A 14556-nucleotide genomic window follows, 5' to 3' on the forward strand; every position below is an offset into this window, starting at 1 on the left:
AATGATAAAACATCCTCTAGCTGAGGACTCCCTTATTGTACCGTTCTTTTTTGGATTTGTCAACCAAAAAACAACCCTTCGCCTTCCTTTTTGTGGATTCCGCCCAATAAGACAGACTTTGCATCGTTCAAAACAGCAAAAGAGCCGCGCTCCCCTGCGGAAACGCGGCTCTTGCAATGCGGCTTTGGAGGTTCGATTACTTCTCGATGACTTCCTTGGTGTCGCGGGCGATCATCAGCTCCTCGTCGGTAGCGATGACCAGCGTGCGGACCTTGGCGCCCCAGGCAGTGATCTCGCAGACATCGCCCTGCGGGTGCTTGTTCTTGTCGGTGTCGATGCGGATGCCCAGCCAATCCATGTGGTGGCAGATCTTTGCACGGGCGATGGCGTCATGCTCGCCGATGCCGCCGGTGAAGACGATGGCGTCCACACCGCCCATGGCTGCAATGTAGCTGCCGATGGTCTTCTTGATCTGGTAGTTCAGCATATCGGAAGCCAGCTGTGCGCGCTTGTTGCCGGCAGCAGCTGCCTCTTCAACGTCGCGCTTGTCGCTGGAAACACCGGAGATGCCCAGCAGGCCGGACTTCTTGTTCAGGATCTCGTCCAGCTGGTGGCCGGTGATGTTCAGGGTGTACTTCAGGTAGTTGACCACAGAGGGGTCCAGGTCACCGCAGCGGGTGCCCATCATCAGGCCGGCCAGCGGGGTCATGCCCATGGAGGTATCGACGACCTTGCCCTGGTCCACAGCAGCGATGGAGGAACCATTGCCCAGGTGGCAGGTGATGAGCTTCAGGCGCTCAATGGGCTCTTCCAGGTACTCTGCAGCCTTGTGTGCAACGTACTTGTGGCTGGTGCCGTGGAAGCCGTAGCGGCGGACGCCGTACTTCTCGTAGTACTCATAGGGGATGGCGTACATATAAGCCTTCGGGGGCATGGTGCTGTGGAACGCAGTGTCGAAGACGGCGACCATCGGGATGTTGCCGAACACCTTGCGGGCAGCCTCGATGCCCAGGATGCCTGCGGGGTTGTGCAGGGGAGCCAGGGGGCTCAGCTCGCGGATGGTGTTGATGACATCATCGGTGATCAGGCAGCTGGCCTTGAACTTCTCGCCGCCGTGGACGACGCGGTGGCCGATGGCGTCGATCTCGCTGACATCGTTGATGCACTTGCCCTCGCCGGTGGTCATCTTCTTGACGACCTCAGCAAACGCCTCGGTGTGGGTGGGGAAGATCGCCGGGGTGGTGGCCTTGTGGCCGTTTGCCTCGTGGGTGATCATGCTGCTCTCCATGCCGATGCGCTCGCACAGGCCCTTGCACAGCACCTTCTCGCCGTCCATATCGATCAGCTGATATTTCAGGGAAGAAGAACCGCAGTTAATAACCAGAACTTTCATCTTCTTGTGCCTCCATATTGTTTTTCCGCCCGCCGGAACGGGCAGAATTTTACAGATTCCTAAAAATATTATATAATAGGTCTGCCCCCTTTTCAAGCCGTAAACGAGGCAAAGGGTTCTACAAAGTATCCCATCTTTTTTGTACATCCTGCCCAGAATCCGCAGTATATTGCCATTTTTTGTTGTTAGTCTGACATATATTTCACAATGTGTCTGTCGATGCGTTTTGATTTGAATCGAACCCCTCCGTCCGCGCTCTGGCGCGGCCAGCTCCTCTGATTAGGGGAGTCCGACCGAGGAATTGAGGTGAACTTCTATGAAACTGGCCGGTATCATTGCCGAATACGATCCCTTCCACAACGGCCACGCCTGGCAGCTGGCGCAGGCCAGAGCACTGGGGGCCGAACGGGTCGCCGTGGCCATGAGCTGCGGGCTGACCCAGCGAGGCGCGCTGCCCCTGCTGCCGGAGGCCGTCCGCGTCCGCGCGGCGCTCACCTGCGGGGCTGACTTCGTCTTCGCCCTGCCCGCCCCCTGCGCCGGGGCCGGGGCCGAAGCCTTTGCCCGCGCGGGGGTGCGGCTCCTTTCCGCCGCCGGGTGCGACGCGCTGGTCTTCGGGGCCGAGACGCCGGACGCCGCTCTCCTGATGCAGGCAGCCCGCGTCCTGCTGTGCGCGGACTACCGCGCCGCCCTCAAGGCCCAGCTGTCCGATGGAGCCAGAAACTTTGCTGCCGCGCGGCAGGCTGCGGTGGAAGCGCTTTGCCCCGGCACTCCGCTGGCCGCCCTGCTGGACAAGCCCAACAACAACCTGGCCGTGGAATACTGCAAGGCCATCCTCGAACTGGCCCCCGCCATGACGCCGGTCCCGCTGCCCCGCCAGGGCGCAGACCACGGGCAGGAACTGGCCCCGGACGCTGTCCGGTTTGCCAGCGCCAGCGCCCTGCGGAAGCTCTGGCAGACCGGCGGGGCGGATGCCGTGGCCCCTTATGTGCCCGAAGCTGTCCTTCCCTTCTACCGGGAAGCCTTCGCCGCCGGGCAGTACACCGATTTTGACGCGGCAGGCCGCTGCGAGCTGGCCCTGCTCCGCTCCCGCTGCGTGGGGCAGACGCCGTTTACTGCCGTGCGGGGCGTTTCGGAGGGGCTGGAACACCGGCTGGAACGGGCCGTGCGGGCCAGCACCACCCACGAAGAGCTGCTGGACGCCCTGACCACCGTGCGCTATCCCCGCGCCCGGATGCGCCGCCTTGCCATGGACGCCGCGCTGGGCTATGACGACGCCCTGCCCGCCCTGCCGCCTTATCTCCACCTGCTGGGGGCCCGCCGGGAAGCACTTTCTTTATTAAAAGATGTGAACCTTCCCGTCTCGCATGCGCTGATGCGCCTGAAAGACGAAAACGACGCCTGCGCCCGGATGGTCTCCGCCCAGCTCACGGCCAGCGATTTTTCTGCGCTCTGCCGGAAAACACCGGAGCCTATGGGCAGCGCACTTCGTCAAAAAATTATCTTTTTGACGAAGTGACAAAATTTTTCCCAAAAAAATTGGCAGATACGCTCTTGTATCACGAGGGGCATCCGGTGTAGAATAATAGAGAACATTGGATACAACGAAGCGTCCCCAGAATGGGCGCAAGAGGAGGAACTGCATGGCACTTCATGTTCTGGACGAAGCCAACCGCTGCCTCGGCTGCAAAAAGCCGATGTGTCAGCAGGGCTGCCCCATCCACACCAACATCCCGGAGGTCATCCGTCTGCTCAAGGCAAACGAGCTGGATGCCGCAGGCCGGATGCTGTTCGAAAACAACCCCCTGACCACGGTCTGCTCTCTGGTCTGCAACCACGAGAACCAGTGCGAGGGCCACTGCATCCGCAACCGGATGCCCAGCCACGACCCGGTCCACTTCTCCATCATCGAGGACTACATCTCCACCACCTATGCCAACAAGATGGTGGCCGGTCCCTCCCCCAAAAACGGCATGAAAGCCGCTGTGGTCGGCGCCGGCCCTGCTGGCCTGACCATCGCGGTGCTGCTGGCACGCTGGGGCTACGACATCACCATTTTTGACGCCCGCGACAAGATCGGCGGCGTCATGCGGTACGGCATCCCCAACTACCGTCTGCCCGACAGCGTGCTGGACGACTTCCAGTATCACCACCTGGACCTGAAGGGGATCCGCTTCCGCCCCAACACCGCCATCGGCAAGACCATCACCATCGACGATCTCTTCCGCGACGGTTACAGGAGCGTCTTCATCGGTTCCGGTCTGTGGAAGGCCAACGCCATGCACATCAAGGGCGAGACCCTGGGCAACGTGGCGTTTGGCATCGACTACCTGGCCAACTCCAAGGCGTTCCACCTGGGCAGCGACATCGCCGTCATCGGTGTGGGCAACTCCGCCATGGACTGCGCCCGCACCGCCATCCGGAACGGTGCCCGCCATGTGACCTGCTACGCCCGCCGCGATGAAACCTGCATCAGCGCCTCCGAGTACGAAGTGCGCTACGCCAAGCTCGAAGGCGTGGGCTTCCGCTTCTGCAAGGCTCCCGTCGAGATCCGCGAGAACGGCCTCATCTGCCGCGACACCGTCAAGGGTGAGGACGGCAAGTTCACCCAGGTGGAGGGCAGCGAGACCTTCTACCCCCACACCGGCGTCATCGTCTCGGTGAGCCAGGGTTCCGAGAGCAACCTCGTCAAGACCACCACCGGCATCGAAACCAACCAGCGCGGCCTGCTCGCCGTCAGTGAGGACGGCAGCACCACCCGCCCCGGCGTCTTTGCAGGCGGCGATGCGGTCATGGGTGCCCGCACCGTCGTCGAGGCTGTTGCCATCGCCAAACAGGTGGCGCAGTCCATGGACGAGTATATGAAGAGTCTGCCCGCTGATACCACCCCCGATCCTTATGCCGGCATCCCCACCTTCGAGACGCCCACCTCGGATGTGCTCGGCAAACAGAACGTCGAATGAACCCAGCCAGCCCGGCCTCGCCGCCGGGCTGGCTTTTTATGTCGGATCTGTAAATATTCGGAGCTTTTTACATTCTTAGCCAATTCTTAGTTGCCCTGCATCGTCATTTCTTGTATACTAGAGATAAATCACAGCGTGATTATTCCAAAGAGGATACCTGTTTTTGTCATTCCGACGCAAAACAGGTCCAGAAAGGTCGGTGGACACTATACGCAAAGGTTCGCTTCCCAAACTGCGGGAAAAACTGCTTGAAGCACTGCAGGCCGTGCTGCCCATCGTGGCGATTGTGCTGGTGCTCTGCTTTTCCATCGCGCCGGTCTCCCCCAGCATCCTGCTCTGCTTTCTGCTGGGTGCGGCCATGATCATCGTGGGCATCATGTTCTTTACCCTGGGTGCCGAGATGAGCATGAGCCCCATGGGCGAGCGGGTGGGCTCTGTGCTGACCCGGAGCCGCAGCGTCCCCCTCATCATCGGGGTGGGCTTTGCGCTGGGCTTCCTCATCACCATCTCTGAGCCGGACTTGCAGGTCCTGGCCAACCAGGTCCCCTCCATCCCCAACATGACGCTCATCCTCTCGGTCGCGGCGGGCGTGGGCTTCTTCCTCGTCGTGGCCTTCCTGCGCATGCTGCTTGGCATCGCGCTGCCCAAGCTCCTCGTCGTGTTCTACGGGCTGATCTTCGTGCTGGCGGCTTTCGTGCCCAAAGAGTTCCTGGCCGTCGCCTTTGACTCCGGCGGCGTGACCACCGGCCCCATCACGGTGCCCTTCATCATGGCGCTGGGCGTCGGTGTGGCCGCCATCCGAAGCGACCGCCACGCGGCAGACGACAGCTTCGGCCTCGTGGCCCTCTGTTCGGTCGGCCCCATCCTGGCCGTTCTGCTGCTGGGCATCCTGTTCCGGGCCAGCGACAGCGCCTACGTCCCGCCCATCCTGCCCGATGTGGGCGACTCGGTGGAGCTGTGGCAGCTGTTCCATGTCAGCCTGCCCACTTACTTCAAAGAGATCGCCACCTCGCTGCTGCCCATCGTGCTGATGTTCGGCGTCTTCCAGCTGGTGGCCCTCAAACTCGACCGCCGGACGCTGGGCCGCATCGGCGTGGGCCTGGCCTATACGTACATCGGTCTTGTGTTTTTCCTCACCGGAGCAAACGTTGGTTTTATGCCAGCGGGTAATTATCTGGGCCAGGTGCTGGCCGGGCAGACCTTCCGCTGGCTCCTCGTTCCCATCGGGATGCTCATCGGCTACTTCATCGTCAAGGCCGAGCCGGCTGTCTACGTCCTGAACAAGCAGGTCGAGGAAGTCACCGACGGTGCCATCTCCGCCGGGACGATGGGCGCGGCCCTCTCGGCCGGTGTCTCCCTCTCGGTCGGCCTCGCCATGGTGCGGGTGCTCACCGGGATCTCCATCCTGTGGTTCCTCATCCCCGGCTATGCGTTCGCCATCGGCATCTCGTTCGTGGTGCCCAAGCTCTACACCGCCATCGCGTTCGATGCGGGCGGCGTTGCCTCCGGCCCCATGACGGCCACCTTCCTGCTGCCGCTGGCGCAGGGTGCCTGTGCGGCGGTGGGCGGCAACATCGTCACCGATGCGTTCGGCGTGGTGGCCATGGTCGCCATGACCCCTCTCATCACCGTGCAGCTCATGGGCCTGATGGCGCAGCTCAAGCAGCGCCGCGCCCGCAGCGCCCAGCCGGTGCACACCACCCCCGCGCTGGCCTTTGCCGACCTGCCGGATGACGCCATCATCGAGCTGTAAGGAGGTCTTTGCGTGAATTCACTTTACTGGCTGGTCACCATCACCGACCGCCGCTCCACCGACGCCTTTCTGGCTCTGTATGCCGAGTTCGGTGTCACGGTCAGCCTGCGCACCGTCGGCTCCGGCACCGCCGTGCAGGAGACGCTTTCCACCCTCGGCCTGGAAAAGACCGAGAAAGCCGTCCTCTTTGCCATGATCACCGCCGACACCTGGCCCAGGCTCCAGAAGGGCCTGCGCCGCAAGCTGCAGATTGACGTGCCCGGCACCGGCATCGCCTTCATCGTGCCGGTCAGCAGCATCGGCGGCAAGCGCGCCCTGCAATTCCTGACCGAACACCAGACCTTCACCGTAGAGGAGGAGAGCACCTTGAAAGATACCCGCTATGAGCTGCTGCTCGTCATCGCCAACCAGGGCCACACCGGTTCCATCATGGATGCGGCCCGCGCCGAGGGAGCCGGCGGCGGCACCGTCATCCACGCCAAGGGCACCGGCATGGAGGGGGCCGCCCACTTCATGGGGGTGGAGCTGGTCAACGAAAAGGAGCTGGTCCTCATCGTCTCCCACACCGCCCAGAAGAACGCGATCATGAAAGCCATCATGCGCAAGGCCGACCCCAAAGCCGGGGCCATCGTCTTCTCCCTGCCCGTCACCGATACGGCGGGTCTGCGGCTTCTGGATGAAGAATCATAATCCTAACAAGAAGAATGGCACCCGGTGGGTGCCATTCTTCTTGTGATTGCATCGCAGGCGTGGATTTTTTCATATTTATCCTGTATCATAGGAGAAAGGAGGGATCTTCTATGAACTACACGCATCGCCGCCAGATCTTCTGGAACAGCCTTGTCATCGTCTTTGGCAACGCGCTCTACGCGCTGGCGGTCGCCTTATTTCTGGAGCCTGCCGGGCTCGTGACCGGCGGTGCCACCGGCATCGCGCTGGCCTTCGGGCGGCTGACGGGCCTGTCCGTCTCCGGCTTTCTGCTGGTGTTCAACCTGGCCATGCTGGTCTGGGGCTGGGCCGTTCTGGGCCGCGCCTTTGCGCTGAACACGCTGGCCAGCAGCATCCTCAGCCCCGTTTTTCTGGCGCTGTGGGAGCGGCTTCTGGCCGACCGCGTCCTCACTGAGGACATCTTCCTGTGCACGGTCTTCGCGGGGCTGGGCATCGGCGTGGCACTGGGGCTGGTCATCCGGGCCGGTGCCTCCACCGGCGGCATGGACATCCCGCCGCTGGTGCTCCAGAAATGGTTCCGCCTGCCGGTGTCTCTCACGATGATGGTCTTCGACATCGCCATCCTGCTGGTGCAGGCACTCTTCAGCCCGCCGGAACAGGTGCTCTACGGCATCGTGATGGTCATCCTGCACACCATCGTCATGGACAAGATGCTCCTTCTGGGCGACAGCCGCACCCAGGTCAAGATCGTCAGCACCCGGTCGGACGAGATCCGGGATGCCATTCTGGAACAGATCGACCGGGGCGTGACCATCCTGCACGGCGAGGGCGGCTACACCCACGAGCCTACTGAGGTGCTGCTCAGCGTCGTTTCCAACCGGGAGCTGCCCAAGCTCGAAAAGCTCGTCCATTCCATTGACCCGGAATGCTTTCTCATCGTCAGCCGCGTCACCGAAGTCAGCGGGCGCGGTTTCTCGCTGGAAAAGCAGTATCAATAAAATCAAACGGAGGTACCCACTATGAACCAGTTCACCCATCCCGTCGGACGGCGCAGCGCCACCCTGACTGGCTATGTCCAGCAGACCAGCAGCGCCCTGCCCAATCTGAATGTCTGCCCCGCCGTCCTCATCTGCCCCGGCGGCGGCTATGCCTATTGCACCGACCGCGAGGCCGAGCCAGTGGCGCTGGCCTTTCTGAATGCCGGTTACAACGCCTTCGTGCTGCGGTATACCGTCAGCACCAGCTGCCCCGGTGCCGAGGTGTTCGACAATGCGCTGGCCGAGGCGGAGGAGTCGCTCACCTACCTGCATGACCACGCGGAAGAACTCCACATCGACCCGGACAAGATCGCCGTGCTGGGCTTTTCCGCCGGTGCCCACCTGACCGGTGCATTGGGCACCATGGGCCGCATCCGCCCCGCCGCCCTGCTGCTGGGCTACGGCGTCTACGCCGCGGACGGTGTCGCCATGGGCGTCCAGATGCCCAATGTGCTGAACCATATCGACGCCCAGACGCCGCCTTCCTTCCTGTTCGCGACCCAGGGCGATCGGCTCGTGCCCGCCTCGAACTCGCTGGACTTTGCCTCCCGCCTGGCGGCGCTGCACACCCCCTATGAGATCCACATCTTCTCCTACGGCGACCACGGTGCTTCGCTGGGCACCCTCAACGTCACCGCGCCCCGCAGCCATGCGAACCCGGATCTCGCCCACTGGTTCCCGATGGCCCTGCGCTTTCTGGAACACATCTTCCGGCATGACGAGCTTGTGCCCCAGCCCGCAGAGGCCACGGAGTACGGCCCGGACATGCGGATCGGCAAGCTGCTGGATGACCCCGCCAGCGCCCCGCTGCTGGCAGAGCATCTGCCGGAGCTGGTCGAACTTGTCCAGACCTATCCTGACTGCCGCGCCCTGACGCTGAAGAAGTTCCAGCTCTTCACCCAGACCCTCCCGCAGGAGCGCTTTGACGCCTGTGTCAAGGCACTGACTGCACTCAACTAAGCAAAAACGAGGCTGCCCGCATCCCGCGGACAGCCTCGTTTTTTTGTTTCTTTTTTACAGCAGCGGTGCCAGCACTTTGAGCAGCATGCCCAGTGCATGGAACAGCCAGCGCCCCTGCCAGATGCTTCTGGGGTCGTTTTCCACGGTGCGGCACTGTTCCAGCGTCGCCTGAAAATCCGCCTCGATGTCCCGGATGCAGGGGGCATCCGTCAGCCAGACCGCATCTTCAAAGTGGTGGTACAGGCTGCGGTAATCGAGGTTGATGGTGCCCACCACGGCCTCCCGGTCGTCCACGACGAAGACCTTTGCATGAACAAAGCCCGGCGTCCACTCGCTGATCTTCACCCCCGAATCCAGCAGGGACGAATAATGGGTCTTGGCCAGCGAGTTCGCAAACTTTTTGTCCGCGATGCCCGGCAGGATGAGGTGGACATCCACACCGCGCTCGGCGGCAAACTTCAGGGCCGTTTCCAGCTCGCCGTCTAAAATCAGATAGGGCGTCATGATGTGGATGTACCGCCGCGCCCGGTTGAGCAGGTCGATGTAGACCATCTCGCCCACCCGCTCACCATCCAGCGGGCAGTCCCCATAGGGAGCCGCCGTGCCTCTGGCATTTTCCGGCACCGGGATGGGCTCGGCCAGAAAGGCGTCGAACTCCGGCTCCTTCAGGATGCACCACATCTGCAAAAACAGCGCGGTCAGCGAGCGGACCGCCTCGCCCTCCAGCATGATAGCGGCATCCTTCCAGCGGCCATACTTTTCTACCTGGTTGATGTACTCATCGGCCAGGTTCACGCCGCCGGTAAAGCCCACCCGCCCGTCGATGACCAGGATCTTCCGGTGGTCGCGGTAATTGTAATGGGTAGAGACGAACGGCTGCACCGGGCTGAACACCTTGCACTGGATGCCCAGCGCTTCCAGCCGCCGGGGGTAATCGCGCGGCAGGGTCGAAAACTCGCAGGTGCCGTCGTACATCACCCGGACGTCCACCCCCGCTGCGGCCTTGCGGGCCAGCACTTCCAGCACCCGGCCCCAGAACAGCCCCTCGTCGATGATGAAGTATTCGACAAAGATGTATTTTTCTGCCGTTTCCAGCTGGCGCAGCAATTCCTCGAACTTGGCCTCGCCGCTGGGGAAATAGGTCATGGCGGTGTTCTCATACACCGGGAAGCCGCCGCCCCGTCCGTACAGATAGGTCGCCAGCGACGCCGCGCCGGGTTCGGACGCTTCCAGCTTCCGGACGACCGATCGGTTTTGCGGCAGCTGGGTGCGCAGCACATCTTCCAGTTCCAGCAGCCGTTTGCGCAGGATGTTGTGGCCAACGTTGCTCTTCACATAGAAAAACAGCGGCACACCCACCACCGGAAAGAGCGCAATGACCACCATCCAGGTGATCTTTGCACTGTTGTCCATCTTGCTGTTCAGCAGATAGAGGACCATGACCGCCGTGACGGCCACGCTGCCGCCGAAGTAGTGGGGCCACAGATTGCCGAACCAGCGGAAGATGCTGACCAGCAGCCCCACCTGAAGCAGCAGGAGCAGCAGCACCAGCCCGAACCGGCTGAAGATGGCGTGAATGACCCCCTTCTGGCCCTTTTTCAGCAGCCGGAGGCCGCCGTCCTCAAACTTCTGGGCGTAGCTTTTGACATTTTGTTTCAGTGCGTCCTTCTGCATGGCGGCTCACCTCCTGCGCAGGGTCACAGCGAACATTCCCTGCGCGGCATGGCAGGCCTCCACCAGCGCCTTGGGCTGGCAGCAGAGGCCGTGGTTGTGCCATGGGTCATTGAACCAGTAATGCTCTGCATCGTAGCCCACCAGCAGCAGGCAGTGCTCGTTGCACTTCCAGGCAAAGTCGGTGCCGTCGGCCAGCAGCCAGTGGTCCCGCTGTTCGGGCACGGGCTGAAAGTCCAGCGTCGCCCAGAACACCACCGGCATCCCGGCGTCGATGTACCGGCAGAGCTCCTCCGCCGTCTTGCCGCTCTCGTCCACCACCTCGAACTGCCCGGCCGCGCCCTCGTGTTCCAGCGCACTGTTCAGCGCCCGGACGATGCAGGGCGCATAGCAGCCGTAGCCGGTGTGGTCGTGCGGGTCGCCGGGGTAGACCTGCCACGGGTCCGGGCCGTAGAGTTTCCCATCCTGCTCCCAGTAGGGCGCATGGGGCAGGTCCCGCTCGATGAAGGTATCCGGGTCGATCCGGATGCCCATCGCCTGCAGCAGCATCACCGCGCTGATGCTCTCGCAGCCGTTCACCCAGCGGTCTGTCTGGTCAATGTAGGGGGCCAAAACGATTTTTTTCATCAAATTTCCTCCCAGAGCATGGTTTACTCTGTCAAAAAACGCGTTTTTGTGTTATGATAGGCAGTAAGATACCGTGTTTCTATTATAACTTATTTTGACCGGTTTTTCTACCGAAATCGGCAGGCGGGAGGATTTTGGAGCATGAACAATCTCATCATCGGCATCGCGGGTGGTTCGGGCAGCGGCAAGACCACACTGGCCATCCGGCTCAAGGAACGGTTCGGGGAGGACGAGGTGCGTCTCATCTCCCACGACAGCTACTACAAGCGACACGACGAGCTGCCCTTTGCGGAGCGCTGCAAGCTGAACTATGACCATCCGGATGCGTTTGATAACGATCTGCTCATCGAGCACCTGCGGGAGCTGAAGGCGGGCCACGCCATCGACTGCCCGGTCTACGATTACGCCGACCACAACCGCAGCAGCGAGGTGCAGCACATCGAGCCGGCCCCCGTCCTCATCGTGGAAGGCATCCTGCCCCTGGCCGAGCCGGAGCTTTGCAAGCTGTTCGACTACAAGATCTATGTGGACACCGACGCCGATGAGCGCATCCTCCGCCGCATCCTGCGGGACGTCAAGGAGCGCGGCCGCTCGCTGGACAGCGTCATCACCCAGTACCGCACCACGGTCAAGCCCATGCACGAAGCCTTTGTGGAGCCCAGCAAGCGCAACGCCGACATCATCATCCCCAACGGCGGCGAGAACGGCCCCGCCATCGAGATGCTGGCCCACCACATCCGCAGCCTGATTCAGAAGGCCAACATGCAGTAACATTTTCCGATACCAAACAGCCGCCCCGCCGCGTTGAGAATACAACGCGGCGGGGCGGCTGTTGTTATGGTCTTTGCTTGTATTTCAGGGGCGTCTGCACCTCAGCGCGGATGCGGGTCAGATAATTCCGCGTCTCTCCGGTGCTGCGAAGGATGGCGTCGAGCTGGGCCTTCTGTTCCCCGGTCATGCCCTCATCCTCGGCCAGAAGCTCGGCATTGCCCTGAATGACAGTCAACGGCGTCTTCAGCTTGTGAGACAGCTGGATGATGCTCTCCCGCTGCCGGTGCTCCATTTCCCACTGGGCCTGCAGGCTGTCGGTCAGTTCCTCGCCCATCAGCTGCAACGCACGCAGAGCCTCATCGTACTCCCGCACCTTTGCCCCGGTAAAGTCGATGTCCTCGATGCCCTTTTTTTCGGCCACCTGCCGGGACACCTCCGTCAGCCGAGCCGTCTCCCGTCTCAGAAACGCGCCGGAACGGTGGGTGCTCCACGCGACCACCCCCACCAGCAGGAAAATGCCCAAGATCAAGTGCATCGTCTGCACATCCGGCAGAGTATCGCGCAGAGTTGGGTCTGCATAGGGCACTGCGTAGTCAAATTGCAGCAAACAAACCGTCCCGTCCTGCAATCTCGCGCGCAGATAATACTGTTCGTATCCAATCTCCCAGCGAAGATCCCCCGTCCACTCCCGCATTGCCTTTTGCAGATGGGAACTGTCCATGTTGGTGGCAAGCACCGTATTCCTCTCTGCATCAATCAGCACATACCGGCACAGCGGGTCCAGCTCAGCCGGGTCAAATGTTTTTGCCGTCCGGTACGGCAGGATGTTCTGTGCCGCCTCGTTCGAGACCCGCGCCGCCCGGTTGGCCGGAAGAAGCCATCCGCTGTCGATGCACAAAAAAAACAGCAGGAACCAAAGCACCGCTGCCACAATGCAGCTCACCGCTGTCTGCACAAGATACCCCAGCAGCACGGCCCGCAGCGAGATCAGTTTTCGCTTTTCCATTGATAGCCCACTCCCCACACCGTCTTCAACAGCGTCTCCGGTGCCCCTGCGGCCCGCAGCTTGACCCGGATGTTTTTGATATGCTGGGTGATAGCGGTGTCGTCCGCTGTTCCATCCACGCCAAACACGGCTTCGTAGATCTGTTCCTTGGTGAAGGTCTGCCCGGCATGAAGCGCCAGATACTCACAGATCGCGTACTCCGAGCGGGTCAGCGGCAGTTCTTTTTCTGCGTAGGACGCCGATTTGCCCGTCATATCAAAGCTCACCCCGCTACGCACCATCCGGTACACCGGAACACGATTCTGCCGCCGCAGATGGGCCGCGACCCGCGCCCGCAGTTCGCTCACCCGGAAGGGCTTGGTCAGGTAGTCATCTCCTCCAATGCCCAGCCCCTCCAGCACGGATGCCTCATCGGTCCGGGCCGTCAGGAACAAAATGGGTGCATCCGTCTGCTCCCGGATCCGGCGGCAGACAGCAAAGCCGCTTTCGTTTGGCATCATCACATCCAGCAGGATGCAGTCCGACCAGCGGCAGAGTGCTTCGGTCAGGTCTGCCCCGGAGCTGCATGTCACCACCCGGTGGCCATCCCGCTCCAAGGCCGTCTTGAGCAGGATGCACAGGTCCGGGTTATCGTCCACCGCCAGAATGTTTGCCACACGATCACCTCATCACATTGTAAAGCAGGCAGGATGCCCCATACAAAAGATAGATATGGGCCGGATAGAACCAGTAAAACAGCTGCTTGTGCCCGCTGCCCCGCTGGCCGTTGTACAGTAGCATCAGCACCACAGCGCCTACGCCGAACCACTCGTAATAATCCGTAAACATCTGGGTCCAGACGAAATCTGCCTGAGCGTGAACCATCGCAAAGGGCAGCACCAAATCCCACAGAAGCGCATTCAGCGCCCACACGCCCAGCTGCACCGGGCGATGCCCCCGCAGCGCATACAGCAGCACCCCGCCCAGCAAAAAGCCCCAGCTACCGTCTGTGACAGCCGTCCACATGGGCAACGGACTCGTCATCAGGAACGCCACCACTGCAGAGGCAATGGGCATATCCTGCACTTGGGGGAAAAGCAGCAGAAAAGCCATGACCATATAGGGCCAGCAAAGCACAGCTGCAATGGCTGCTGCGCCCTTTGCAATTTTCTTTTCGCGCAGCCAGTCGATGCCCTGCCAGATCACGCACAGCAGCACAAGATCCTGAAAGATGGCATTCTGCGGATAAAAGCCGTCTCCACGCCGGAAGGCACCGGCATAGATCATGAAAAATTCCAGTGCCGCCATTGCCGTTCCGATTGCCCAGATGCGGAGAACGTAGCGCTTCCGGTCATGGGTGTGCGCAAAGCCCTCCACCGTGCAGAACAGAAACAGCGGCGCACTGAGCCGCCCCAGCATACTGAACCAGGTGGGCACCCAGCCCGTAAATTCAAAGAAATAATGGATGTGATCCAGCACCATCAGCACCAGGGCAATGGTCTTGAGCTGGGTACCATCCAGGCCTTTTTTCGTCAGTTTATCCATACAGATTCTCCTTTCTTTGTACATTCAGTGTAACAGGAAAATCTGTAGAAACTATAAGGTTCTGCCTTTATGATACTATTTTTTCCCAAAATTGCAACAAAAAACGCCCTAAGATTTCTCTTAGAACGTTTCGTTCAAGTCGGCGACTACCTATTTTCACAAGCCGTTTCCAGCTAACTATCTTG

Annotated in this window: 13 protein-coding genes; 7 read left to right on the forward strand and 6 right to left on the reverse strand. The window is 61.2% G+C overall.

From position 1 onward, the window contains the following. Positions 1 to 196: 196 nt before the first annotated feature. Complete coding sequence (locus DWY95_RS10790) at positions 197 to 1393, reverse strand: acetate kinase (protein WP_118553506.1); 1197 nt, start codon at positions 1391 to 1393, stop codon at positions 197 to 199. A gap of 316 nt (positions 1394 to 1709) precedes the next feature. On the opposite strand from DWY95_RS10790, the gene DWY95_RS10795 reads away from it, so the two are divergent. The 6 genes from DWY95_RS10795 to DWY95_RS10820 all read left to right on the forward strand — a co-directional run bounded on the left by DWY95_RS10795 (position 1710) and on the right by DWY95_RS10820 (position 8772). Beyond that, positions 1710 to 2909, forward strand: a complete 1200-nt coding sequence (locus DWY95_RS10795) for a nucleotidyltransferase family protein (protein WP_118553507.1) — start codon at positions 1710 to 1712, stop codon at positions 2907 to 2909. Positions 2910 to 3033: 124 nt separating this feature from the next. Beyond that, positions 3034 to 4353 carry an NAD(P)-dependent oxidoreductase gene (locus DWY95_RS10800; protein WP_118553508.1) on the forward strand — a complete coding sequence of 440 codons (1320 nt, stop codon included), beginning with the start codon at positions 3034 to 3036 and terminating at the stop codon, positions 4351 to 4353. Between the two features lie 199 nt (positions 4354 to 4552). Continuing rightward, positions 4553 to 6106 (forward strand): DUF1538 domain-containing protein, encoded by a 1554-nt coding sequence (locus DWY95_RS10805; protein ID WP_118553509.1) that lies wholly within the window; start codon positions 4553 to 4555, stop codon positions 6104 to 6106. A 12-nt stretch (positions 6107 to 6118) separates the two neighbouring features. Then, entirely contained in the window at positions 6119 to 6796 is a 678-nt protein-coding gene (locus DWY95_RS10810) for a P-II family nitrogen regulator (RefSeq protein ID WP_118553510.1), read from the forward strand. Positions 6797 to 6906: 110 nt separating this feature from the next. Continuing rightward, positions 6907 to 7773: a YitT family protein gene (locus DWY95_RS10815; RefSeq protein WP_118553511.1), complete on the forward strand. Its 867-nt coding sequence runs from the start codon at positions 6907 to 6909 to the stop codon at positions 7771 to 7773. 21 nt (positions 7774 to 7794) lie between these two features. Continuing rightward, a complete protein-coding gene (locus DWY95_RS10820; RefSeq protein ID WP_118553512.1) occupies positions 7795 to 8772 on the forward strand; it encodes an alpha/beta hydrolase in 978 nt (325 codons plus the stop codon). A gap of 54 nt (positions 8773 to 8826) precedes the next feature. Here DWY95_RS10820 and DWY95_RS10825 read toward each other — a convergent pair whose 3' ends face one another. Then, positions 8827 to 10446 carry a phospholipase D-like domain-containing protein gene (locus tag DWY95_RS10825; protein WP_118553513.1) on the reverse strand — a complete coding sequence of 540 codons (1620 nt, stop codon included), beginning with the start codon at positions 10444 to 10446 and terminating at the stop codon, positions 8827 to 8829. 6 nt (positions 10447 to 10452) lie between these two features. Beyond that, positions 10453 to 11070 carry a C39 family peptidase gene (locus tag DWY95_RS10830; protein ID WP_118553514.1) on the reverse strand — a complete coding sequence of 206 codons (618 nt, stop codon included), beginning with the start codon at positions 11068 to 11070 and terminating at the stop codon, positions 10453 to 10455. A gap of 141 nt (positions 11071 to 11211) precedes the next feature. Here DWY95_RS10830 and udk point away from each other — a divergent pair, with 141 nt between their 5' ends. Next, a complete protein-coding gene (udk, locus tag DWY95_RS10835; protein ID WP_118553515.1) occupies positions 11212 to 11841 on the forward strand; it encodes a uridine kinase in 630 nt (209 codons plus the stop codon). 64 nt (positions 11842 to 11905) lie between these two features. Here the strand turns inward: udk and DWY95_RS10840 are convergent, their stop codons facing one another. From DWY95_RS10840 to DWY95_RS10850, 3 genes are read right to left on the reverse strand one after another with little or no spacing between them, the layout of a single operon-like run. Then, positions 11906 to 12847 carry a histidine kinase dimerization/phospho-acceptor domain-containing protein gene (locus DWY95_RS10840; protein ID WP_118553516.1) on the reverse strand — a complete coding sequence of 314 codons (942 nt, stop codon included), beginning with the start codon at positions 12845 to 12847 and terminating at the stop codon, positions 11906 to 11908. Further along, entirely contained in the window at positions 12829 to 13503 is a 675-nt protein-coding gene (locus DWY95_RS10845) for a response regulator transcription factor (RefSeq protein WP_118553517.1), read from the reverse strand. Before DWY95_RS10845 ends, DWY95_RS10840 begins: the two co-directional genes overlap by 19 nt. Positions 13504 to 13507: 4 nt before the next feature. Continuing rightward, positions 13508 to 14371, reverse strand: coding sequence for a TraX family protein (locus tag DWY95_RS10850; RefSeq protein WP_118553518.1), 864 nt, complete (start codon positions 14369 to 14371; stop codon positions 13508 to 13510). Positions 14372 to 14556: the final 185 nt, after the last annotated feature.

This window comes from Faecalibacterium sp. AF28-13AC (genome assembly GCF_003478405.1).
In the GTDB taxonomy this organism is placed as follows: Bacteria; Bacillota; Clostridia; order Oscillospirales; family Ruminococcaceae; genus Faecalibacterium; species Faecalibacterium prausnitzii_E.

What these genes read in the sequence shown, in the direction of transcription:
- DWY95_RS10790 (WP_118553506.1), bottom strand. Translation starts at nt 1,393, where the DNA reads ATGAAAGTTCTGGTTATTAACTGCGGTTCTTCTTCCCTGAAATATCAG.
- DWY95_RS10815 (WP_118553511.1), top strand. Translation starts at nt 6,907, where the DNA reads ATGAACTACACGCATCGCCGCCAGATCTTCTGGAACAGCCTTGTCATC.
- DWY95_RS10820 (WP_118553512.1), top strand. Translation starts at nt 7,795, where the DNA reads ATGAACCAGTTCACCCATCCCGTCGGACGGCGCAGCGCCACCCTGACT.
- DWY95_RS10825 (WP_118553513.1), bottom strand. Translation starts at nt 10,446, where the DNA reads ATGCAGAAGGACGCACTGAAACAAAATGTCAAAAGCTACGCCCAGAAG.
- DWY95_RS10800 (WP_118553508.1), top strand. Translation starts at nt 3,034, where the DNA reads ATGGCACTTCATGTTCTGGACGAAGCCAACCGCTGCCTCGGCTGCAAA.
- DWY95_RS10795 (WP_118553507.1), top strand. Translation starts at nt 1,710, where the DNA reads ATGAAACTGGCCGGTATCATTGCCGAATACGATCCCTTCCACAACGGC.
- DWY95_RS10840 (WP_118553516.1), bottom strand. Translation starts at nt 12,847, where the DNA reads ATGGAAAAGCGAAAACTGATCTCGCTGCGGGCCGTGCTGCTGGGGTAT.
- DWY95_RS10850 (WP_118553518.1), bottom strand. Translation starts at nt 14,371, where the DNA reads ATGGATAAACTGACGAAAAAAGGCCTGGATGGTACCCAGCTCAAGACC.
- DWY95_RS10830 (WP_118553514.1), bottom strand. Translation starts at nt 11,070, where the DNA reads ATGAAAAAAATCGTTTTGGCCCCCTACATTGACCAGACAGACCGCTGG.
- udk (WP_118553515.1), top strand. Translation starts at nt 11,212, where the DNA reads ATGAACAATCTCATCATCGGCATCGCGGGTGGTTCGGGCAGCGGCAAG.